The organism is Halomonas sp. H33-56 (assembly GCF_040147035.1).
In the GTDB taxonomy this organism is placed as follows: Bacteria; Pseudomonadota; Gammaproteobacteria; order Pseudomonadales; family Halomonadaceae; genus Halomonas; species Halomonas litopenaei.
The window spans coordinates 1557530-1581044 of record NZ_JAMSHP010000001.1 but is presented as its reverse complement, the minus strand read 5'-3'; the positions used below and the strand labels follow the sequence as shown (position 1 = coordinate 1581044).

General features: G+C 62.6%; 17 protein-coding genes and 2 rRNA genes. 12 read left to right on the top strand and 7 right to left on the bottom strand.

Features of this window, described 5'->3' with window-relative positions; translation table 11 throughout:
* Positions 1-245: 245 nt before the first annotated feature.
* The 8 genes from NFH98_RS06860 (at position 246) to NFH98_RS06825 (ending at position 8809) form a co-directional block, all read left to right on the top strand.
* On the top strand, positions 246-1700 hold the full coding sequence (locus tag NFH98_RS06860) for a Na+/H+ antiporter NhaC family protein (protein WP_349622385.1): 1455 nt from the start codon (positions 246-248) through the stop codon (positions 1698-1700).
* Positions 1701-1938: 238 nt separating this feature from the next.
* The gene (locus NFH98_RS06855; protein WP_349622384.1) at positions 1939-3600 is read left to right on the top strand and encodes a gamma-glutamyltransferase family protein; all 1662 of its coding nucleotides are present in this window, start codon (positions 1939-1941) and stop codon (positions 3598-3600) included.
* Positions 3601-3603: 3 nt separating this feature from the next.
* Entirely contained in the window at positions 3604-4170 is a 567-nt protein-coding gene (locus NFH98_RS06850; RefSeq protein ID WP_222516907.1) for a chromate transporter, read from the top strand.
* Entirely contained in the window at positions 4170-4700 is a 531-nt protein-coding gene (locus tag NFH98_RS06845) for a chromate transporter (RefSeq protein WP_045993337.1), read from the top strand. Before NFH98_RS06850 ends, NFH98_RS06845 begins: the two co-directional genes overlap by 1 nt.
* Positions 4701-4827: 127 nt before the next feature.
* The gene (locus NFH98_RS06840; RefSeq protein ID WP_349622383.1) at positions 4828-5829 is read left to right on the top strand and encodes a Bug family tripartite tricarboxylate transporter substrate binding protein; all 1002 of its coding nucleotides are present in this window, start codon (positions 4828-4830) and stop codon (positions 5827-5829) included.
* Positions 5826-6359 carry a tripartite tricarboxylate transporter TctB family protein gene (locus NFH98_RS06835; RefSeq protein WP_052704387.1) on the top strand — a complete coding sequence of 178 codons (534 nt, stop codon included), beginning with the start codon at positions 5826-5828 and terminating at the stop codon, positions 6357-6359. Before NFH98_RS06840 ends, NFH98_RS06835 begins: the two co-directional genes overlap by 4 nt.
* 30 nt (positions 6360-6389) lie before the next feature.
* The gene (locus NFH98_RS06830) at positions 6390-7889 is read left to right on the top strand and encodes a tripartite tricarboxylate transporter permease (protein ID WP_249743023.1); all 1500 of its coding nucleotides are present in this window, start codon (positions 6390-6392) and stop codon (positions 7887-7889) included.
* Between the two features lie 110 nt (positions 7890-7999).
* The gene (locus tag NFH98_RS06825) at positions 8000-8809 is read left to right on the top strand and encodes a transporter substrate-binding domain-containing protein (protein WP_124804274.1); all 810 of its coding nucleotides are present in this window, start codon (positions 8000-8002) and stop codon (positions 8807-8809) included.
* Between the two features lie 126 nt (positions 8810-8935).
* Here the strand turns inward: NFH98_RS06825 and NFH98_RS06820 are convergent, their stop codons facing one another.
* Positions 8936-9871: an oxidoreductase gene (locus NFH98_RS06820; RefSeq protein WP_349623106.1), complete on the bottom strand. Its 936-nt coding sequence runs from the start codon at positions 9869-9871 to the stop codon at positions 8936-8938.
* 407 nt (positions 9872-10278) lie between these two features.
* Between NFH98_RS06820 and NFH98_RS06815 the strand changes: the two genes are divergently transcribed.
* Positions 10279-11226 (top strand): alpha/beta fold hydrolase, encoded by a 948-nt coding sequence (locus tag NFH98_RS06815; RefSeq protein WP_349622382.1) that lies wholly within the window; start codon positions 10279-10281, stop codon positions 11224-11226.
* 279 nt (positions 11227-11505) lie between these two features.
* A complete protein-coding gene (gene cysK, locus NFH98_RS06810; protein ID WP_253029355.1) occupies positions 11506-12477 on the top strand; it encodes a cysteine synthase A in 972 nt (323 codons plus the stop codon).
* Positions 12478-12590: 113 nt separating this feature from the next.
* Here the strand turns inward: cysK and NFH98_RS06805 are convergent, their stop codons facing one another.
* Positions 12591-13442 carry an SDR family oxidoreductase gene (locus NFH98_RS06805; RefSeq protein WP_045993342.1) on the bottom strand — a complete coding sequence of 284 codons (852 nt, stop codon included), beginning with the start codon at positions 13440-13442 and terminating at the stop codon, positions 12591-12593.
* A 301-nt stretch (positions 13443-13743) separates the two neighbouring features.
* Here NFH98_RS06805 and NFH98_RS06800 point away from each other — a divergent pair, with 301 nt between their 5' ends.
* The gene (locus NFH98_RS06800; protein WP_349622381.1) at positions 13744-15717 is read left to right on the top strand and encodes an acyl CoA:acetate/3-ketoacid CoA transferase; all 1974 of its coding nucleotides are present in this window, start codon (positions 13744-13746) and stop codon (positions 15715-15717) included.
* Positions 15718-15817: 100 nt separating this feature from the next.
* Here NFH98_RS06800 and NFH98_RS06795 read toward each other — a convergent pair whose 3' ends face one another.
* Positions 15818-16258 carry a hemerythrin domain-containing protein gene (locus tag NFH98_RS06795; protein WP_108447580.1) on the bottom strand — a complete coding sequence of 147 codons (441 nt, stop codon included), beginning with the start codon at positions 16256-16258 and terminating at the stop codon, positions 15818-15820.
* 640 nt (positions 16259-16898) lie between these two features.
* Here NFH98_RS06795 and NFH98_RS06790 point away from each other — a divergent pair.
* Complete coding sequence (locus tag NFH98_RS06790; RefSeq protein WP_349622380.1) at positions 16899-17951, top strand: c-type cytochrome; 1053 nt, start codon at positions 16899-16901, stop codon at positions 17949-17951.
* Here NFH98_RS06790 and NFH98_RS06785 read toward each other — a convergent pair.
* The 4 genes from NFH98_RS06785 to NFH98_RS06770 all read right to left on the bottom strand — a co-directional run bounded on the left by NFH98_RS06785 (position 17938) and on the right by NFH98_RS06770 (position 23506).
* Complete coding sequence (locus tag NFH98_RS06785) at positions 17938-18426, bottom strand: DUF2938 family protein (protein WP_108132572.1); 489 nt, start codon at positions 18424-18426, stop codon at positions 17938-17940. The two genes, NFH98_RS06790 and NFH98_RS06785, sit on opposite strands and share 14 nt — an antisense overlap.
* Before the next feature lie 371 nt (positions 18427-18797).
* Entirely contained in the window at positions 18798-19676 is an 879-nt protein-coding gene (locus NFH98_RS06780; protein WP_108447577.1) for an MBL fold metallo-hydrolase, read from the bottom strand.
* A gap of 613 nt (positions 19677-20289) precedes the next feature.
* A 5S ribosomal RNA gene (gene rrf, locus NFH98_RS06775) occupies positions 20290-20405 on the bottom strand.
* A gap of 95 nt (positions 20406-20500) precedes the next feature.
* Positions 20501-23506: ribosomal RNA gene (locus NFH98_RS06770) — 23S ribosomal RNA — on the bottom strand.
* Between the last annotated feature and the right edge of the window lie 9 nt (positions 23507-23515).

The window sequence follows — 23515 nt, the reverse complement described above, 5'->3', positions numbered from 1 at the left end:
AAATAACAGGCTTGCAGAGTACGTCGGCAATTGACGTTCGCCAAGCGCTGGGCCATAGTTTTTAGAAAATATCGATATTAACAACAGTAGACGATATTTCTTACAACGATCGAGATATTTCTTCCACAAGGGTCGATATCTCTGACAAAACAGGCCCTGGCACAGAATGCCCTGACACAGAAAACCCTGACCCAACAGGGCGGAGCCTGTCCCCTTCACCACAACAACAGCCTCGGAACACGCCCATGTCCCAAGACGCTTCCCCTTCGACAGCGCCCGCTGTCTCGCTGTCTGGCTCTCGCCATCTGATTCTGCTCATCGCCGCCATCGGCAGTCTGCTGGTCGGCATCATGGGCCTTGGCATTCCCACCGCGGTGGCGCTGATCGTCGCCGGCGCCATCGCCATGACGCTATGCCTTGCCTGGGGTATCGCCTGGTCCCGTCTGGAAAGTGATCTGCTCAAGGGCATCCAGGCCATGCTGGTACCCATCCTGATCCTGATGAGCGTCGGCATGATGGTGGGGGTATGGATGCTCTCCGGCACCATTCCTGCCATGGTCACCCTGGGCCTCGAGTCGCTGACGCCGGGGCTCTTTCTGGTCGTCGCCTGCCTGTCATGCTCGCTGATGTCGGTCATGGCCGGGACCTCCTGGGGCACCCTCAGCACCATCGGCGTGGCGCTGATGGGGGTCGCGCTGGGGCTCGGCATTCCCCCGGCCTACGCCGCCGGCGCCATCGTCACCGGCACCTTCTTCGGCGACAAGCTGTCGCCGCTGTCGGATACCACGGTGATGGCCTCGGCGGTATGCGAGGTCAATATCATCACCCACATCCGCCATATGCTGTATTCGACCCTGCCGGCCTACCTGATCGCCCTGGTGGTCTACGCCTGGCTCGGCAGCGACGTCGCCACCTCCGGGGCGACCCTCGCCGGTGACGGCATGTCGACCCAGACCCAGGCGATCATCGACACCCTGGCCGCCACCTTCAGCGACAATCTGCTGACCCTGTTGCCGCCCCTGGTGGTGTTCGGCTGCATCCTGGCCAAGAAGCCGGTGCTGCCCGCCTTCATGCTCGGCATCGTCAGCGCGGCGCTGATCGCGGTGTTGCTGCAGGGCGCGAGCCTTTCCGAGATCGGTTCCGCCATGAACGCAGGCTTCGTCGCCGATACCGGGGTCGCCATGGTCGACAAGATGCTGTCCCGGGGTGGCCTGCAGGGCATGATGTCCACCGTGGCGGTGCTGATCGCCGCCGCCGTATTGGGGGCCCCGTTCAAGAGTGCCGGCACCCTGGACGCCGCCATCGCCTACCTGGCCCGACGCCACGCCGGCCGGCGCCAGGTGCTCGGTGGCTCCATGGCGCTGCATAGCCTGGCCTTTCTGCTGACCGGCAGCTACTACGTGACCTTCTCGCTGCTTGGCCCGCTGCTGCGCCCGCTGGTCGCCAGCAGCGGCAGCCCGACCAGGAACCTGTCACGTATCCTCGAGGACACCGGCACAACCCTGTCGCCGCTGGTGCCCTGGGGCGTCACCGGCGCCTTCACCGCCGCCACCCTGGGGGTCGCCACCGACGACTTCTTCGTCTACGCCATCCTCTGCTACGGCGCCATCGCCTTCTCGTTGCTCTATGTACTCACCGGCCTGACCCTGGGTCATGGCAGCGACGAGCGCCAGCCGGCCGGCTCCGCCTCCGGGGCCTGATATTCCGCCAGGGCCTGCGTCACCGCTGGATCGCGGCCACGATGAACATCAAACCCGCCATCATTCTCGGGGCCCGCCTTGCCGGGCCCCGAACCGTTGGATCGCTCTCGAGGGGATTGACGGCCTTTCGAGGGCGCGGCATAGTCGGGTCATAAAATCGATTTTTAACACCAATAACGATTGACCCGATCCAGCTTGGATCAGCGACCTCGAGTCAGCCACCTTGAAGAGAGACGCCATGTCTTCCCAGCGCGCGAACCCCAGCTCCCTGTCCACTCCCTACCCCGATGCCACGCCCTACCCGTCCCGGCGCAGCCCGACCTATTCTCGCGATGGCATGGTGGCGGCGTCCCAGCCCCAGGCCGCGCAGATCGGCCGCGATATGCTCGCCCGCGGCGGCAACGCGGTGGACGCCGCCATCGCCACCGCCGCCGCGCTGACGGTGGTCGAGCCCACCGGCTGCGGCATCGGCGGCGATGCCTTCGCGCTGGTGTGGATCGCCAACGACGATCAGGGCAACGGCGAGCTGCACGGGCTCAACGCCAGCGGCGTGGCGCCCCAGGCGCTGAACCGGGAAGCGCTGGTCGAGGCCGGCCACGACAAGGTCCCGCTCTACGGCTGGACCCCGGTGACGGTGCCCGGCACGCCATCCGCCTGGGCCGAACTGTCTCGCCGCTTCGGCAAGCTGGATTTCAAGACCCTGCTCGAACCCGCCATTCGCCTGGCCCGCGATGGTTTTCCGGTGTCACCGGTCATCGCCAGCCTGTGGCAGCGCGACACCGCGACCTTCCACAAGCACCTCGAAGGCGAAGCCACCCAGCCCTGGTTCGACACCTTTACCTTCGATGGCCGCGCTCCCGACGCCGGTGAGTGGTTTCGCAACGAAGACCAGGCCAGGACCCTGGAGGCCATCGCCGAGAGTCAGGCGGAGAGCTTCTACCGGGGCGAGCTGGCCGAGGCCATCGACGCCTTCTCGCGTCGCACCGGCGGCTATCTGCGCAAGGACGACCTGGCGGCCTATCAGCCCGAGTGGGTCACCCCGATCTCGGCCCGCTACCGCGACGTCGACGTCTGGGAGATCCCGCCCAATGGCCAGGGCCTGGTGGCGCTGATGGCGCTGCGCCTGCTCGATGGCTATCCGGCGTCCCACCGCGACGACCCAGAACTGCTGCATCGTCAGCTCGAGGCGATGAAGCTCGCCTACACCGACGGCAAGACCCATATCAGCGAGCCACAGGCCATGACCTACACGGTCGAGGAGCTGTTGTCCGACGCCTACACCGAGGCCCGTCGCGAGCTGATCCAGGACGCGGCCATCGACCCGCAGCCGGGCAAGCCCAGGGCCGGTGGCACCGTCTATCTGGCCACCGCCGACGCGGACGGCAACATGGTGTCCTTCATCCAGAGCAACTATCACGGCTTCGGCTCCGGCATCGTGGTGCCGGGAACCGGCATCGCCTTGCAGAACCGCGGTCACGACTTCAGCCTCGACGAGAGCCACGACAATGTGCTCAAGCCTGGCAAGAAGACCTTCCACACCATCATCCCGGGCTTCCTGACCCGAAACGGCAAGGCGCTGGGGCCCTTTGGCGTGATGGGCGGTTTCATGCAGCCCCAGGGCCACGTTCAGGTGGTGATGAACCTGGTCGACTTCGGCCTCAACCCCCAGTCGGCACTGGACGCACCGCGCTGGCAGTGGATGGGCGGTCGTACCATCGGTATCGAGCACGGCTATCCGGCACCGCTGGTACGTGCCATGGCCGCACGTGGTCATCGCATGCAGGTAGATACCGACAGCCGCAGCTACGGCCGTGGCCAGGTGATCCTGCGAGACCCCGATACCGGCATCTACTGTGGCGGCACCGAGCCCCGCACCGACGCCACCATCGCGGTGCTCTGACCCATGAGCGTACAAGCTTCGCTATTTGCCGCCTTCTTTCGCATCGGTATCTTCGGCTTCGGCGGCGGTCCGTCGATGATTCCGCTGGTCCACCAGGAGGTGGTCAAGCGCCACGCCTGGATGGACGACGACGCCTTCGCCGATGTCCTGGCCATCGGCAATACCCTGCCGGGGCCCATCGCCACCAAGATGGCCGGCTACATCGGCTATCGGGTCGGCGGGGTGTTCGGCGCCATCAATGCGGTGGTGGCGGTGATCGTGCCGGTGATCTTCGCCATGATCGCGCTGCTCGGCCTTTACAGCCGCTACGGCGACCAACGCTGGGTGCAGGGCATGGGGCTGGGCGTGGTGCCGGTGGTGATGGTGATGATGGCCCAGCTGACCTTCGATTTCTTCCAGAAGTCCCGGGCCGGGCTCGGCGTGGTCGCCACCCTGATCATGGGAGTGGCCGCCGGTGGCCTGATCTATGGTCTTGGCGTACACCCTGGGCTGATCATCGGCGCCATTCTGATCGCCGCTCTGCTCAGGCCCGAGAAGCCCCGCAACGCCCCTGAAGGAGGTCGCTCCTGATGATCTACTGGCAGCTGTTTCTGGCCTTTTTCATCCCCAATATCGTCGGCTACGGCGGTGGCCCCGCGATCATTCCGCTGATCGAGAACGAGGTGGTCGGCACCTACGGCTGGATGACCCATCAGGGCTTCGCCGAGACGCTGGCGCTGGGCAATGCCCTGCCGAGCCCCATCGCCACCAAGATGGCCGGCTATATCGGCTACGAAGTGGCCGGCGCCGGCGGCGCCATGGTGGCGGTGCTGGCCACCGTCGGTCCCTCGCTGCTGTTGATGCTGGCGGCCCTGGGCACCCTCTATCGCTACCGCGACTCGATCAAGGTCAAGTCCATGAGCCAGTGGGTCCGTCCTGTCGTCATGGTGCTGATGGCCTACCTGACCGTCAGCTTCCTCAAGGAGGGCATGGCGACCTCGGGCCTGGTGCACACCCTGATCATCGCCGCTGTGGCGGCACTGCTGCTGCTCAAGACCCGCGTACACCCGGCCCTGGTGGTGTGCTTCGGGCTCGGCTACGGCGCCCTGCTGCTGGGCTGAGAGACGACACGACACCACCGATACATCCACAACAACGACGCGTGACCTTCGATCCACCCATAACAATCAACCCGACCACCCAATCCAACAATCACTGACAAAAGCCCTCAACGCACAGGACAATCCCATGACCCTGCACCGTACCCCGTCAAAGATCGCTCTTTCCCGCCGCTCTTGCACCCGGACCGCGCTGGCCCTGGTGGTCTCTGCCTCCGCCCTGGCCGCCGCCAGTGTGGCCGTGGCCCAGGACGCCTACCCTGACAAGCCGGTGGAATTCATCGTGCCCTGGTCGCCGGGTGGCGGCAGCGACACCCTGATGCGCCTGGTCGCCAACCACGCCGAATCCCAGCTTGGTCAGCCGATCCCCGTGATCAACATGCCCGGGGTCAGCGGCACCACTGGCCTCAAGGAACTGTCCCGGCGTGACGCCGACGGCTACACCATCGGTCAGGTCCACGAAGGTCTGATGGTGGCCCACCACACCGGCCTGACTCCGCTCAACTACGATGACTTCGAACCGGTGGCCGGCGTCACCCAGTCGCCCCAGTACCTGACGGTTCCTGCCGGCGCGCCCTACACCACCTTCGAGGAGTTCGTCGAGTACGCCAAGGCCAATCCGGGTGAGGTCCGCTTCGGCGTGACCCTGGGCGGCGTGCCGCATATCCACGCCGCCATGATGGAAGAAGCCGAAGACCTGCAATTCCGCTACGTCGGCTTCGAGGGCACCGGCTCGCGCATCCGCGCCCTGGTCGGCGGCCACATCGACGCCGCCATCGGCGACATCTCCTCAAGCGGCGAGTTCGTCAAGAACGGTGACCTGCGATTCCTGGCGGTGGGCAGCGAGGAGCGCCAGCCCGAAGCGCCGGACGTACCGACCTTCACCGAGCTCGGCCATCCTGAGCTCAAGCTGAACATCATTCGCGGCATTCTGGCACCCAAGGGCACCCCGGAAGAACGCATCGACACCCTGGCCGAGGCCTTCGAGGCCATGAGCCAGGACGAGGCCTTCGCCCAGTCGGTACACAACGCCGGCGCCAGTGTGGTGTTCGAAGACCCCGAGGCGTTCGCCGAGTACCTCGAGACCAGCAACGCCACCATCGAGCGTCTGTCAGGGAAGCTTGCACGATGAGCCAGAGCACCACCGACCGCTCCCCTTCCGGGGAGCGGCACGCCCCGGGCCGGGGTGGTCCCCTGGCCCATGTGCTGTTGAACATCGCCCTGGCGGCGCTGTTCACCGCGCTCTTTGTCAGGGCCCAGGCGCTGCCATCGTCGATGTGGGAACCACTGGGTTCGGGCAGCTTCCCGCGGCTGGTACTGGCGGCGCTGGTGGCATTGAACCTGGCCATCGCCTTCAAGGAGGCGCGTGCCTTCCTGCGCCAGAGCGCCGGTGAGCGCGGCCAGGTCGGCGCCTGGATCTGGCGTCACCGGCTGGCCTTCGCTGTGCTGGCGCTGTTTGCGGTGTACATCATCGCCCTGCCCTGGCTGGGTTTCAGCCTGGCCTCGCTGGCCTTCCTGCTGGCGGGTCAATGGCTTCTGGGCGCGCGCTCGCTCAAGGCCCTGGCCATCGCTGTGGTGGTCGCCCTGGTGTTCTCGCTTGGGGTCGACACCCTTTTCCGCGACGTCTTCGTCATCAGCCTGCCCCGCGGCCTGTTCGGCTGAGGCGGCAACGACTCCTCGAGGAAATTGCTCATGATGGATGCGCTGCTGTCCGGCATGGACCAACTGTTTACGCTCTCGACCATGATCGCCATGCTGCTGGGTGTCATCGCCGGCGTCATCGCCTCGGCGATTCCTGGCTTCACCATCACCATGGCCATCGTGCTGACCCTGCCGCTGACCTTCACCATGGACCCGCTGCAGGGCGTGGCCACCATGCTGGCGGTCTATGTCGGCGGTTACACAGGCGGCCTGATCTCCGCCGCGCTGCTCGGCATCCCCGGCACGCCGTCGTCGGTGGCGACCACCTTCGACGCCTTCCCGATGGCGCGCAAGGGCGAGCCTGGCCGCGCCCTGGCGCTGGGTATCTGGGCCTCCTTCTTCGGCGCGCTGGTCAGCGTGGTGGTGTTGATCATCGCCGCCCCACCGCTGGCACTGATCGCCGTCAAGCTGGGCGCATGGGAGTACTTCTCTCTGATCATCTTCGCCATGACGGTGGTCGCAAGCCTGGTCGGCAAGTCCATGCTCAAGGGCCTGATGACCGGCCTGCTGGGACTGTTCATTGCCACCGTCGGCTCCGACCCGATGATGGGAGTGGCACGCTTCACCTTCGACTCGGACCTGCTCGCCAACGGCTTCCCCTTCCTGGTGGTGCTGATCGGTATCTTCGCCGTCAGCCAGCTGCTGTCCGAGGTGGAAGACGCCGAGGGCGTCAAGCACGGCAAGGCGCTGATGCCCGACGACGTCAACTTCAACCCCATGGCGGCGCTGAAGGAAACCTTAAGCTATCCGGTCAACCTGGTGCGTTCTTCACTGGTCGGGGTGTTCATCGGTGCGGTGCCCGGCGCCGGCGGCAGCATCGCCAACCTGCTGGCCTATGACCAGGCCAAGCGCGCCTCGAAGACCCCGGAGGCCTTCGGCACCGGGACGCCGGAAGGGGTGATCGCCTCGGAGTCCGGCAACTCGGCCACCTCCGGTGGCGGCCTGATTCCGATGATCGCCCTCGGTATCCCAGGCAGCGCGGTGGACGCGGTGCTGATGGCCTCGCTGATGGTCCATGGCATCGGCGTCGGTCCGCGCCTGATCATGGATCACGGTGATCTGGTCTACGGCATGTTCATGGCGATGCTGGTGGCCGCGCTGATGGTGCTGGTGGTGTGTCTGTTCAGCATGCGCTGGTTTCTGCGCGTCACCGAGGTGCCCAAGTCGATCATCGTGCCGGTGGTCCTGGTGTGCTGCGTGATCGGTGCCTTCGCGCTGAACAACCGGGTCACCGACGTCTACCTGCTGCTCGGCGTGGGCGTCTTCGGCTATGTGCTCAGCAAGCTGGACTACCCGCTGGCACCGCTGGTACTGGGCGTGATTCTCGGCCCCATCGCCGAGACCAACCTGCGCCGCGCGCTGATGTCCGACGAGAATTGGATGCTGTTCTTCACCCGTCCTATCTCGCTGGGCCTGCTGTTGCTGGCGGCACTGTCGATCGTGCTGGCGGTACGTCACCACCGTCGAGCCAAGCGCCTGCAGGCGGCCTGACGGCCTGGGTGCAACTCACCCGACAGACCCTCGGCGGGGCCCTGCTGGCCCCGTCGACGGTCACCATAACGATAACCCCTCCCCCTTCTTCCCTGACGATAAGGTTCCCCATGCGCTCTTTCTCCCAGCGTCTGCTGTCCCCCCTGGCCATCGCCTGCGCGACGATGCTGACGATGCCCGCCGCCTTCGCCGACGAGGCTCGCCAGGTGCGTATCGCCGTCGATGTGCCTTATCCACCGTTCGAATACCGCGATGCCAACGGCGAACTCGCGGGCTTCGAGATCGATCTGGGCAACGAGTTGTGCAAACGCGCCGAACTGGACTGCGAGTGGATCGTCCAGGGCTGGGACGGCATCATCCCCGGCCTGCTGGCACGCAAGTACGACGCCATCCTGTCGTCGATGCGCATCACCGAAGCGCGTGAACGCCAGGTTCGCTTCAGCGAGCCCTACGCCATGTCGCCCAAGGTCTGGGTGGCCCGTCGCGGCGAGGCCGTCGACCCAGAAGACCTGGCAAGCCTCGAGGGCATGACCGTCGGCGTCCAGCGCGGTACCACCCAGGACACCTACATCACCGGGCGCTATCGCGACACCCTCGATATCCGTCGCTACGCCACCGCCGACGAGGTCGCCCTCGACATGGAAAGCGGGCGTCTGGACCTGGCCTTCATCAACTACCCGGTGGCCATCGAGGCGCTGGATATCAAGGCCGAGGATGGCGACTTCACCCAGGTCGGCGAGCGTATCAATTCGCCAGAATCGATCTTCGGGCGCGGCAACGCCATCGCCGTGCGCCCCCGCGATGAAGCCCTGGCCGAGACCTTCAACCAGGCTCTAAACGAGGTCTACGCCGACGGCACCTTCCAGCGCCTGATGGAGCAGTACTTCGACTACGACCTGCGCCCCGCCAGCCGCCTGTAACCGGCATGGCAATCACAAGGGCCCGCCTGAGCATGGCGGGCCCTTGTCGTTTCCTTCGTGGTTTCCCCTGTAGCTTCCCTTGATGCTTCCCTCGATGCTTCCCACGTTGGTCTGACCGGCGTCGGCTCAGCTTTCCGCCTCACCCCGCTTTTCGCCGTCGCTTTTATTACCGCTTTCGTTGTTGTTTTCCGGACCGCTGTCAGGGCCGGCCTCGTCTCCGTCGACACTAGCACCGCCGCCGTTATCACTCGCTTTGCGGGCATACTGCGCCAGCAACCACCTGACGCCTCTCTCCCACGCCCAGGTGGGTAAAAGCCAATGCAGGAAGATCAATATCCTGGCGTCCCGAGGCCGCGCGTAGCGTCGACGTGGGCGACTGGCGGTCAGGGCATGGACCACCGCCTCGGCGATCATCTCGGGGGTGCCGGCCCGGGAGTGATCGGCAAGGATGGCGGCCATGCCGCGCTTGATCCGCGCATAGGGCGCCTCGGGAGGGTTCTCGCACAAGGGCTTGCGGGCAATCGCCGCCCATTCGCTGCGAATCACCCCGGGCTGGATCAGGCTGACGGACAGGCCAAAGGGGCGCGTCTCGACCCTCAGGGCATCACTCAGCGCTTCCAACGCGTACTTGGTGGCGTGGTACCAGCCACCCACCGGAAACCAGATACGGCCGGCCATGGAGCCAATATTGACGATGCGACCGCGCCGTCGACGTCGCATGCCGGGCAAGACCTCCCGAGTCAACGCCATCAGCCCGAACACGTTGACCTCGAACTGACGCCTGGCCTCCTCGATCGGGACTTCCTCCAGCACGCCATAGCTGCCGTAGCCGGCGTTGTTGACCAACCCATCGAGCTCGACGCCGTCGCGCTCGATACGTGTCAGCACCGCGGCAATGCTGTCGGCGTCGGTGATATCCAGCGCCAGCACCCGGGCGCCCTTGTCAGCTAGGTGGCTCATGCGCTCGACCCGCCGAGCGCCTGCGTATACGATAAACCCCTGCTCGAGCAGCGCGGTGACGATCGCCTCGCCGATCCCTGACGACGCCCCTGTCACCAGCACGCACCTTTCAGTCCCTTGATGGTTCAACGGCCAAGCTCCCTATTTCATGGATTCGGTTACCACGCTAGCGCGTTTGAATTCGAAGATGGCACTCACCTTTCGAGGTAGGTGCTCGATCTTGTGCTCTTTTAGCCCCGACCATGGTGAAGAGGCACAGGCCTCGGAGAGAAGGCACAGACTCGAGCTTTCATCACGTTATGCTCAAACATGCTTGGACAATCCAGGGGGGCTTCTTATCGGGTAACGCTGATCTAGAGTATGAAGTGCCTTTGAAGCGACTGGCCTCGGCCCTCGGCCGGCCACCGTCTCCCATGTCAGCACCGCCGTTGACACTCGTGCCTGCACCACCGCCATCACGACCGTGTTCATCGGCGCCAGCGCTATCGATAACCATCCCAGGAGCCGCCATGCCCATCCGCACGATCAACGCCCTTGCCCTGTCGCTCGCCCTTGCCATCCCGCCGCTTGCCGTCACACCACTTGCGGCCTTTGCCGACGAGATGCCCGGCCGTCAGTTTGCTGATGTAGGAGACTTTCGCGTCGCCTATCGCGAATGGGGCGAGCCTGGTGACCCGGCGGTCATGCTGATCCATGGCATTCCGCTCAACAGCGTGCTGTTCTCCCGGGTGGGCCCGCTGCTGGCGGAACAGGGCTATCACGTCTTCGCGCCCGGCCAACTCGGGCTCAGCTACACCGACGGCCCCATGGACGCCGACCACTCGCTCAAGGGCCAGGCCGAAATCATGACCGACTTCGCCAATCAGGTCATGCCCGGCCCCTACATCCTGTTCGGCCACGACCTGGGGGGCGGCATCGCCCAGATCATGGTGACCGATCCCGAGCTCAAGGAGCAGAACCAGGTCCGCAAGATCGTGATCGGCAACTCCGCCGTGCTCGACATGTGGCCGGTCCCGGAGGCCAACGCCGCCATCGCCAAGGCCAAGTCCGCCGAGGCCAGCCAGATCTTCAGTGCCGACAACGTCCGCGAGATCGTCAAGAACTTCGCCTCGGCAGGTCTCATGCAGCCGGAGGAGACCCTGACCGACGAGATCCTCGAGGACCTCTACGGCAACTATGCCGAGAACGAGTCGACCCGCAACCATTTCATCGAGTACCTCAAGGCCATGGATAACCGCCTTACCCTTGAGGCCTCACCTCGGATGGTGATGTGGAACAAGCCTGCGATGCTGCTGTGGGGCGTGCATGACCCCTTCCAGCCGCCCTACGTCTCCGGCGTGGCACTGGCCCGCATCATGCCCCACGCCACCTGGGAATATCTGGACGCCAGCCACTTCTATCCGCTGGAGCGCCCCCAGGAGGTGGTCGACGCCTTCGTTGCGTGGGACCAGCAGTAGGAGGTTCCGCCCTTGTCAGCGCTGCTCGCCGGGAGACCCGACCTTGGGTCCTGAACGGCGACGGCGTTCACCATGCCGATCACGCGCCCGCTTGATGCGGGCGCGTGCTGTTTCGCCAGCCGCTTTAATTCCCCTGGCGGTAAGCGAGCCCTCGCTCTCTCGTGGCGGGCGCCAACCTGAGGCATAGTGGACGCTCGATAGATTTCTTTCGCATCCATCATTTGCCCCTGGTCGACTCGCCTGTACTGGCTACCCGGGGCCCTGCAACGGAGGTCAGACATGGTTCGCATCCACGACGACAATGCCCAGGCAATCGGCAACACCCCGCTGGTGCGGCTGAACCGGGTCAATGAAGGCGCCACGATCTGGGCCAAGATCGAGGGGCGCAATCCGGCCTACAGCGTCAAGTGCCGGATCGGTGCGGCGATGATCTGGGATGCCGAGGAACGCGGCGTGCTCAAGCCGGGCATGACCATCATCGAGCCAACCAGCGGCAATACCGGCATCGCCCTCGCCTTCGTTGCCGCCGCCAAGGGCTACCCGCTGACCCTGACCATGCCGGCCTCCATGAGCCTGGAGCGGCGCAAGGTACTGAAGGCCCTGGGCGCCGAACTGGTGCTGACCGAACCGGCCAAGGGCATGCCCGGCGCCATCGCCAAGGCCGAAGAGATGGCCAAGTCCGATCCGTCGACCTACTTCCTGCCCCAGCAGTTCTCCAACCCGGCCAACCCGCGCATCCACGAGACCACCACCGGCCCCGAGATCTGGAACGATACCGACGGCGAGGTCGATGTCTTCGTAGCCGGCGTCGGCACCGGGGGCACCCTGACCGGGGTCTCGCGCTACATCAAGAAGACCCAGGGCAAGGCGATCACCACCGTGGCGGTGGAGCCCACCGACTCCCCTATCCTGACCCAGGCCAGGGAAGGCAAGGAACTCAAGCCCGCTCCCCACAAGATCCAGGGCATCGGTGCCGGCTTCGTGCCGGACAATCTGGACATGGATCTGGTCGATCGCGTCGAGACGGTCACCAACGAGGACGCCATGGCCATGGCCCATCGACTGATGCGTGAAGAAGGCATCCTCTGCGGCATTTCCTGCGGGGCAGCGGTCGAGGCTGCGGTGCGTGTCAGCAAGCTGCCCGAGTTCGCCGGCAAGAATATCGTGGTGGTACTGCCAGACAGCGCTGAGCGCTATTTGAGCTCGGCGCTGTTCGCCGACCTGTTCACCGAGCAGGAACTCAACCAGTAACGTCGCCCAGACGGTCAACAGGCGAGCCGGCCCGTGCCGGCTCGCCTGTCATTTCGATCCAGCCTTTCATCGCTGCCGCTGGAGAGGCGAGTCGCGCAGCCTCCTGCGGCATCTCAGGTATTGAGCACCACGCCACCGTTGAGGTGCAGCGTCTGGCCACTCATGTAGGACGACTCTTCGCTGGCCAGATAGACATAGGCGGGCCCCATCTCGCTGGGCTGGCCTGCCCGATTCATCGGCACCTGACCACCGAACTCGGCGACCTTTTGTTCGTCGAAGCTCGCCGGGATCAACGGCGTCCATACCGGCCCCGGGGCCACTGCGTTGACGCGAATCTCGCGATCCATCAGGGTCGCCGCCAGCGAACGTACCAGTGCCTGCACCGCCCCCTTGGTCGCGGTGTAGTCGAGCAGGGTGTCATTGCCCTTGAAGGCATTGATCGAGGAGGTAGCGATGATGGTATCGCCGGCGTCGAGATGGGGCACCGCCGCCTTGGACAGATAGAAGTGGCTGTAGACATTGGTGCGGAAGGTCCGCTCCAGCTGCGCATCATCCACCTCGGTAATATCGGACCAGTCATACTGTTCGGCGGCGTTGTTGACCAGGATATTGAGCCGTCCAAAGCGCTCGATGGTGCTGGCCACGGCCTGACGACAGAAGTCGGCATCACCGACGTCCCCCTTGAGCACCAGGCACTCACCGCCTTCCTTCTCGACCATCTGGCGGGTGGTCTCGGCATCCTGATCTTCTTCCAGATGCACGATGGCGCAGTGCGCGCCCTCACGGGCATAGTGCACCGCCACGGAGCGACCGATACCGCTGTCGCCGCCGCTGATCAGCGCCACCTTGCCGTCCAGCTTGCCGCTGCCACGGTAGCTGTCACGGATCACCTCCGGCTCGGGCTGCATGGCCGACTCGCTGCCGGGCTGACGATGCTGTTGCTGAGGGGGTTGCTGTGTAGACATGGATCCACTCCTTCGGCTCATCGACATGGCGAACGTCATGGCCCCCGCCACCACGGGCATCCCTGGGGGCCGGCGGTACGCAACAGGCGTCTGCGGCAGAAGCCCTTTTCTGCACGTGACGTGAAGGTTGTGTACCACTTTTGTACAGAGTGGGACAGTCAGCGACTGACTTCAAGGGGCAAGCAACGACTTTGCACCGTCAAGCATCTCGACCTCTCGCCGCCTTCATGTCGCTCACACTGGTCAATAGGCTCTGCGTGCCGACGTGCCTCCTATCCCCATGGCTTGAAAAGGAACACCCATGCCCCATCGCACTCCTCCCAGCGTCAGTCGCCAACGCAACAAGGTGGTCAGTGCCGAGGAGTCGGTACAGCTGATCCGTGACGGCGACAGCCTTGCCACCGGCGGCTTCGTCGGGGTGGCCTTTCCCGAGGCACTGGCGGTAGCGCTGGAGCAACGCTTCGTGGAGTCCGGCCATCCTCGTGATCTGACGCTGATCTACGCCGCTGGCCAGGGCGACGGCAAGGGCCGTGGCGTCGATCACTTCGGTCACCCTGGACTACTAAAGCGCGTCATCGGAGGCCACTGGGGGCTGGTACCGCGCTTGCAGAAGCTGGCCATCGACAACCAGATCGAGGCCTACAACCTGCCACAGGGCGTGATCTCCCATCTGTTTCGCGACACCGCCGCCGGCAAGCCGGGCACCCTGACCAAGGTGGGGCTCGATACCTTTGTCGACCCACGTCAGGGGGGCGGCAAGATCAACGAGCGCACCACCGAGGATCGCGTGCGGCTGATGCCCATCGATGGCGAGGAGTACCTGTTCTACCAGGCTCAGCCGATTCAGGTCGCGCTATTGCGCGGGACCACCGCCGACGCCGACGGCAACGTGACGATGGAGCGTGAGGCGCTATTTCTGGAGATGCAGGCCATTGCCATGGCGGTGCACAATTCCGGGGGCATCGTCATCGTCCAGGTCGAGAGTCTGGCCGAACGAGGCACCCTCAAGGCCAAGGACGTGAAGATCCCCGGCGTGCTGGTCGACGCCGTGGTGCTGGCACAGCCCGAGTATCACTGGCAGACCTTCGCCACCCAGTTCAGTCGCGCCTTCGCCGGCGAACTGAAGGCGCCGATGAATGACATCGCCAGCCTCTCGCTGACCGAGCGCAAGGTCATCGCCCGCCGCGCCGCCTTCGAGCTTCGGCCCAACAGCATCGTCAACCTGGGCATCGGCATGCCCGAGGGCATCGCCAACGTGGCCAATGAGGAAGGGCTGCTCGAGTACCTGACGCTGACCGCCGAGCCCGGCGTCATCGGCGGCCTGCCGGCGGGCGGGCTCGACTTCGGCGCCGCCATCAATACCCAGGCGATCATCGACCAGCCAAGCCAGTTCGACTTCTACGATGGCGGCGGCCTGGACATCGCCTTTCTCGGTCTCGCCCAGGTCGACCAGGAGGGCAGCGTCAACGTCAGCCGCTTCGGCCCCAGGCTTGCCGGCGCCGGCGGCTTTATCAACATCAGCCAGAACGCCAAACGGTTAGTGTTCGTCGGTACCTTCACCGCCGGTGCCCAGCTGTCCATCGACTCGGGAAGACTAAAGATCGACGCCGACGGCAGCCAGCGCAAGTTTGTCGAGCGCGTCGAGCACCGCACCTTCAGTGGCCCCCTGGCGGCGAAGCGCGGCCAGCCGGTGCTCTACGTCACCGAGCGCTGCGTGTTCGAACTGCGCGCGCAAGGGCTGACGCTGATCGAGATCGCCCCGGGGATGGAACTTGAGCGCGACATCCTGGCGCTGATGGACTTTCGGCCCCACATCGACGCGCCCCTTGCCACCATGGATCCCCGCCTGTTCGACAGCGCCTCCATGGACCTGCTCGAGACCCTGCTGGAGCGGCCGATCGCCGAGCGCTTGAGCGTCGATCTCGACACTTACCAGTTCTTCATCAACTTCGAGGGACTGGCGGTCAACGACGATGACACCATCGCCACCATCGAGAGGGAGGTCGAACGCCTGCTTGAGCCCCTGGGCCGTCCCGTCTATGCCATCGTCAACTACGACAACTTCACCATCGCGCCGCACCTTGTCGAGCGCTACACCGAAATGATCTGCGGCCTGTCCGAGCGCTTCTACGAGCGCGTCACTCGCTACACCACCAGTGCCTTCCTGCGCCTCAAGCTCGGCGACGCGCTGGAGCGCCGTGCCGATGCACCGCACATCTACGAGAACCGCAAGGACGCCCTGAGCCACCTGCTCGACGAGCAGCAAGACAGCTGACCATTCTGCGACCATATGGCTGTCTGATGGCTCTCCATGAAAAAGGCGCTGGAGTTTCCTCCAGCGCCTTTTGTGCAAGCGGCTTGAAAAACGTCTGCCTTCAGCCGGCTTCCCGATCCTGCATGTCCTGCAGATACTCTTCAGCGAGGTTGGCCTTGGTGGCATCGTCAAAGGCGCGTCCGGCGAGCTGAAACACCTCCTGCTCTTCCTCGTCGAGGTGGTGAGTGACCAGATGCTGCAGCTTCTTGGCGCTGGCAAGCCAGCCCGGTGAACTGTAGTCGGTCGTCTCGAGCGCCTCGATCAGCTCATCGATCTCGTGGTGCTCGGCCACGCTGTGCCGCGCCTTCTCCTGGGTCATGTCATGCTCCATCATCGGCATGTACAGGGCCCGCTCTTCTGCGCCAGCGTGGTTCTCGAGCTCCTCCTTGACGCGCTTGAACAGCTCATCGCGCCCGTCACTGTCGCCTTCGGTCTCCACCAGCAGTTCCAGCAGGCGGCGCTGCTTGTCGTGGCTCTCACGCAGGGCTTCAAAGATGGTCACGGATCTCTTCCTCCTTGTAGAAGCGGTGCCAGGATCGCGCCGTCGACGGCGTCTGTTCCATGGCGATGTCACGGCTCTTCCATATACCAAACTTATACAAGGATGGTTTTATTGTTCAAGATCCGCAACCCGAAGCCTACGATCGCCTAAGTCTACCGAGTCTTTTGCCCAATTCTGCTCCACTCCTGCTGGCCTTTACTCCCAGGCCAGACGGCTACGGGAATAAAGCTTGCTCAGTGAACCAGCGAGAGCGCTTTGCGAACGCTTGAGGACGCTAGCCGGTCGGGCTCGTCCAGGAGACGCCAGGTAGCGACCGCCAGCATTGGGACGGACGTCATTTTCGGGCGGACCCAATTGGCAAATTCTTGCTCGGTACGTGCCAAATCGGGCGGCTTCGGGAACACCTCGAGTCGCACCGACAGGTTGTCGGTTAGCATCCGACAGAGGCTACGTCGACTGACTACAAACTCTTAGGTCAGCCGCCCTGAGTCGGCAATTCCGGCTACAGTGTGTGGGCACCAAGGAGCCAGCGGGTGGACGATGGTAGCTTGCCCAGTCACTCGGAAGCTGCGTTACTGTACATGGACACGCAATAGCGGGAGGACACCCTGCCTTGAGAGCCAGCATTCGACTTGCCGTCATGGCCTCATGCATCGTGCTTTCCGCCCGAGCCGCCGACTCCCCTCCTCTGACGTCCGGACAGACCCTCTACCAGCAGGGAACCCACGGCGAGTCACCTCATCCCTCCTGTGCAAGCTGCCACGGTGTCGATGGCCTGGGGATCGATGGCACTGCACCCGCTGTCCATTGGACGGCATTGACCAGCGAAGACCACCAGCCTGGCTATGATCGAACGAGTCTGCTGAAGGCACTGAGTCAGGGCATCGCTCCCGATCAACGCCGACTGTCTGCGCAGATGCCACGTTATGCACTGGACGACGACGTTCTGGACTCGCTGATCGACCACCTGCAACAGCTCTCGGCGGCGACGGACACCGGCATCGAACCCACACGTGTGCTGGTGGGCATCTCCGGAAATTCGGACCTGGATATCGGCTTCAGCGCGGCCATTGCTGCCTTCAATAGCCAGGGCGGCGCTTTTGGTCGACGTATCGAGGTGACGACGCGGCCTGACGTGTTAACGACCCTGGCCGAGATCGATGACCGGCTGGAAGAGCGCTTGCAGACGGCCTGCCTGGTGGCCGCCGTCAAGGAAGTGCGCAATACCAGCGCACAGCGCGTGGGCCTGCTCGGCCGCCATGGCGATGAATTTCGCTTTCGGCTGATGACCATGAGTCTTCCGCTCTCGGCGGCAGCCGATGTGACCCTGGTCGCCAGCGACAATATTGTCGACGAACTGGAAAATGGTGAACTGCTGGACACCCCCAGAACCCTGGTCGGTTGTCTGGATCATCTCGGCGAACACGCCGCTGCCCTGGCAGAAGCCGGCCATGAGGTTATCCTCGCCATACCGCACCAGGACGCCCTGAGCTGGGCCGCCCTCCACGATCAGGGGCCCGAAGCCCTGCGTGGCTACGCCCTTGGCGCCCTGCTCGGAGAAGCCCTGGCTGCAGCGGGGGCCGATCTGACACCGGAGCGATTGAACAAGGCACTCGAGAGCATTGCTCTGACGGCCCAGACCGTCTATCTGGAACCTCGCTTCACCCCAAGGTATCTGCTCAGCCCGCCGTGATCAGACGCGCCGCCAGATACATGCCCAGGGCAAAGACGATATGGCCCACCACGTTGTTCATGCGGGCGAGGCTCGGGTTGGGAGCGCCCGAGCAGGCAACTCCCACTCCCATGCCAGGCTGCAGGATGAACCAGCCCGCACCTACCGTCACCAGGCCCACGATCAAGGCCGGGCCAAAGGTCGGTGCCAACGCCCAGCCATCTCCCCACACCAATAACAGCGCCAGGGCAAAGCTCACGCCCACGACGTAGTGCATGATCCAGCCGATGGCGAGCTCCCCGCCGATCGCAGGCGAGGAAGCGATCCCCTGCCGATGGACCAGTCTCCCCTTGGGCAAGCCCGAAAACCAGCGGCCGACCAGATGCCAGGGTGGCAGTGGTTGCCCTATCGACTTGTTCAACAGCCAATTCCACAGATCCAGCAGGGCAGTCCCGCCGACACCGATCACCAGGGCAAGACCAAGCGTATCGAACATCCCTTTCTCCTGACACTGGACTCCATCAATCGCCCTGGAGCCGAAGGCATAAGCGCCCATCGCACGATCGGCGTCACCACCGATGTGCGCAGGCTAAGTGGAAATACTATCCATCAAGCAGAGGCGCCATTCATGCCACCCGAGCCGACAACCGCCTGACCAACCTAGCGTGAAAGCAGACACTTCACCAGAAACGCTTGCCCAAGCGCCCGCGCTCGCTAACGACGTCGATATCGAAGTCGCTATCGAAAGGGCAAGGCCCGAGGAACCATCACTGGGTGATATTCACCGGACCCTATCGGCAAGCGCCCGCCGCAGGGATATTCATGGACTCCGCTCTCGGAGGCCGCTCTCAGCAACCGTCACGGAGCTTAAAAGGCGTTGAGAGGGATCTTGAGGTAGCGACGGCCGTTGGACTCTGCCTTGGGCAAACGTCCTCCCAGAATATTTACCTGGAGTGATGGCAGCATCAGCGCAGGCATCGGCAAGTCCTGGTCGCGTCCATTGCGCATGGCGATGTAGCCGGCCTCGTGCTGACCCTGGAGATGGATGTTGTCACGGCGCTGCTCAGCCACCGTGCTCTCCCACCGGGGCTCCCGGCCTCCGGGGCGATAGTCGTGCCCGGTAAATATGCGGGTATCTTCCGGCAAGGCAAGCAGATCCTGTATCGACTGCCACAACGCCTGAGCGTCGCCACCGGGAAAGTCTGCCCGGGCCGTGCCGAAGTCAGGCTGAAACAGGGTGTCGTGGACGAAGGCAGCATCACCGACGCGGTAGGTCACCGACGCCAGGGTATGCCCGGGAGAGAACATCACCTCGACCTCGAGACTACCGATGGAGAAGCGATCCCCCTCAGCCCACAGCCTGTCCCACTGACTACCGTCGCAGGCCAGCTCCGGCCAATGATAGATATCCTTCCACAGCGCCTGTACCTCGGTGATCTTCTGCCCAATTGCCGTCGGCGCCCCCGTCTGCTGCTTGAGATACTGCGCCGCCGACAGATGATCGGCATGGGGATGGGTATCCAGCACCCACTCGACTTCGAGGCCGTGTTCCTTAACGTAGCCAAGCAGTTCATCCGCGCTGGCGGTGGACGTCGCACCGGAGGCCGCATCGAAATCAAGCACCGGATCGATGATGGCACACCGTCTGGTATCGGGGTCCGTGACCACGTACTGGACGCTCGATGTCGCGGTATCGAAGAACCCCGTCACCTGTGGCCGTCCCTCGGAATGACGAATTCGTTGCATCTGGCACCTCCTTCGCTCTGCGCACGATGAATATGCCATTTCGATCTTTCTTTAGCACCTTTGTTCCATCCAGAGCAGCATTCCGCATAGGAAGCAGAAACGAAAGAAGCCCAACTCCTCTCGGAATTGGGCTTCTTCTAAAGAAAATCCTGACGATGACACTTAGACAGCAAGGTCGCTCGCATGGGGGTGAGTCACCCCAGCGCTCTTTACAAGGGCTGCGGCAACGCCGCAAGGGGTGACGAACGACGCGAGCTTGCGAGCGGCCGGACCGCGCCGAGGGGGTTATCGGCGCGGCCCCACATATAAAGAGAGGGGCTGAACTTGTAGAGAGCCCATGCATGCGCTCTTTACAAAAAGAAGGCCCAATTCCTCTCGGAATTGGGCCTTCTTTCGAATCGATACCTGACGATGACACTTAGACAGCAATGTCGCTCGCATGGGGGTGAGTCACCCCGAGCTTTTGCGGCAACGCCGCAAGGGGAGACGAACGACGCGAGCCTGCGAGCGGCCGGACCGCACGCAGTGCGGCCCCACATATAAAGAGCGGGGTCTTCCCCATGCATGCGAAAAAGCCCAACTCCTCTCGGAATTGGGCTTCTTCTGAATAAATGCCTGACGATGACCTACTCTCGCATGGGGAGACCCCACACTACCATCGGCGCTGAGCGGTTTCACTTCTGAGTTCGGCAAGGGATCAGGTGGTTCCCACTCGCTATGGTCGTCAGGCGGAAAAAAGACAACGTACACCATGCCGACGATACGTTTCATCGTATCCGTCAATTGATTCGAGACATCATCGACCAAAACCCTTTGGGTGTTATATGGTCAAGCCTCACGGACCATTAGTACCGGTTAGCTCAACGCCTTGCAGCGCTTCCACACCCGGCCTATCAACCAGCTGGTCTTGCTGGGTCCTTTAGGAGGCTCAAGGCCTCAGGGAGATCTCATCTTGAAGGGGGCTTCCCGCTTAGATGCTTTCAGCGGTTATCCCGTCCGTACATAGCTACCCGGCAATGCCACTGGCGTGACAACCGGAACACCAGAGGTACGTCCACTCCGGTCCTCTCGTACTAGGAGCAGCGCTTCTCAAATCTCCAACGCCCACGGCAGATAGGGACCGAACTGTCTCACGACGTTCTAAACCCAGCTCGCGTACCACTTTAAATGGCGAACAGCCATACCCTTGGGACCGACTTCAGCCCCAGGATGTGATGAGCCGACATCGAGGTGCCAAACACCGCCGTCGATGTGAACTCTTGGGCGGTATCAGCCTGTTATCCCCGGAGTACCTTTTATCCGTTGAGCGATGGCCCTTCCATACAGAACCACCGGATCACTAGAACCTACTTTCGTATCTGCTCGACGTGTCTGTCTCGCAGTTAAGCACCCTTATGCTCTTGCACTCACTGCACGATTTCCAACCGTGCTGAGGGTACCTTCGTGCTCCTCCGTTACTCTTTGGGAGGAGACCGCCCCAGTCAAACTACCCACCACACACGGTCCTCGAACCGGATTACGGTCCTGAGTTAGAACGCCAATGATGCCAGGCTGGTATTTCAAGGTTGGCTCCACCCCATCTGGCGACAGGGTTTCAAAGCCTCCCAGCTATCCTACACAAGCAACATCAGCGTCCAGTGTGAAGCTGTAGTAAAGGTTCACGGGGTCTTTCCGTCTAGCCGCGGGTACACAGCATCTTCACTGCGATTTCAATTTCACTGAGTCTCGGGTGGAGACAGCGTGGCCATCATTACGCCATTCGTGCAGGTCGGAACTTACCCGACAAGGAATTTCGCTACCTTAGGACCGTTATAGTTACGGCCGCCGTTTACCGGGGCTTCGATCAGGAGCTTCGCGTGAGCTAACACCATCACTTAACCTTCCGGCACCGGGCAGGCGTCACACCCTATACGTCCGCTTGCGCGTTTGCAGAGTGCTGTGTTTTTAATAAACAGTTGCAGCCACCTGGTATCTTCGACCGCGTCAGGCTCCGGTCGCGAGGACCTTCACCCTAATGCGGCGTGCCTTCTCCCGAAGTTACGGCACCATTTTGCCTAGTTCCTTCACCCGAGTTCTCTCAAGCGCCTTGGTATTCTCTACCTGACCACCTGTGTCGGTTTGGGGTACGGTCTCACAGTATCTGAAGCTTAGAGGCTTTTCCTGGAAGCGTGGCATCGATGACTTCCTGACCGTAGTCAGTTCGTCTCGCCTCTCGGCCTTGAGGATCCGGATTTACCTGAATCCTCAGCCTACCGGCTTTCACCAGGACAACCAACGCCTGGCTCACCTAGCCTTCTTCGTCCCCCCATCGCAATACTGTGAGGTACGGGAATATTGACCCGTTTCCCATCGACTACGCCTTTCGGCCTCGCCTTAGGGGCCGACTCACTCTGCTCCGATTAGCGTCGAACAGAAACCCTTGGTCTTCCGGCGGGGGAGTTTTTCACTCCCCTTGTCGTTACTCATGTCAGCATTCGCACTCGTGATACCTCCAGCATGCTTCTCAACACACCTTCATCGGCTTACACGACGCTCCTCTACCGCGTGTTCGCATCCTTAAAATGACTCAGGCCGTTCACCTTGCCCTGCCCGACTCAACGTTCGGGAAGCGCTTTGCCATCGCTTCGCGATGGCAGCGAACTGACACTATCGAATCACCTTAAGTGATGCGAACACACCCGTAGCTTCGGTACCTGGTTTGAGCCCCGTTACATCTTCCGCGCAGGCCGACTCGACTAGTGAGCTATTACGCTTTCTTTAAAGGATGGCTGCTTCTAAGCCAACCTCCTAGCTGTCTAAGCCTTCCCACATCGTTTCCCACTTAACCAGGATTTCGGGACCTTAGCTGACGGTCTGGGTTGTTTCCCTTTTCACAACGGACGTTAGCACCCGCTGTGTGTCTCCCACGCTTGCACTCACCGGTATTCGGAGTTTGCCTCGGGTTGGTAAGTCGGGATGACCCCCTAGCCGAAACAGTGCTCTACCCCCGGCGGTGATACGTGAGGCGCTACCTAAATAGCTTTCGAGGAGAACCAGCTATCTCCGGGCTTGATTAGCCTTTCACTCCGATCCACAAGTCATCCAAATCTTTTTCAACAGATCCTGGTTCGGTCCTCCAGTTGATGTTACTCAACCTTCAACCTGCTCATGGATAGATCGCCCGGTTTCGGGTCTATTTCCAGCGACTGGTCGCCCAGTTAAGACTCGATTTCTCTACGCCTCCCCTATACGGTTAAGCTCGCCACTGAAAATAAGTCGCTGACCCATTATACAAAAGGTACGCGGTCACCAAACAAGTTGGCTCCCACTGCTTGTACGCATACGGTTTCAGGATCTATTTCACTCCCCTCTCCGGGGTTCTTTTCGCCTTTCCCTCACGGTACTGGTTCACTATCGGTCAGTCAGGAGTATTTAGCCTTGGAGGATGGTCCCCCCGTCTTCAGTCAAGGTTTCACGTGCCTCGACCTACTCGATTTCACAACACTCAGGTTTCGGTTACGGGGCTATCACCCACTATGGCCAGACTTCCCAGTCTGTTCACCTACCAGTTGTGTTGCTTAAGGGCTGGTCCCCGTTCGCTCGCCGCTACTAGGGGAATCTCGGTTGATTTCTTTTCCTCGGGGTACTTAGATGTTTCAGTTCCCCCGGTTCGCCTCTCATGTCTATATATTCAACATGAGATACCCAAGTTACCTTGGGTGGGTTTCCCCATTCAGAGATGTCCGGGTCGCAGGTCGTTTGCCACCTCGCCGAACCTTATCGCAGGCTTCCACGTCTTTCATCGCCTCTGACTGCCTAGGCATCCACCGTATGCGCTTCATCGCTTGACCATATAACCC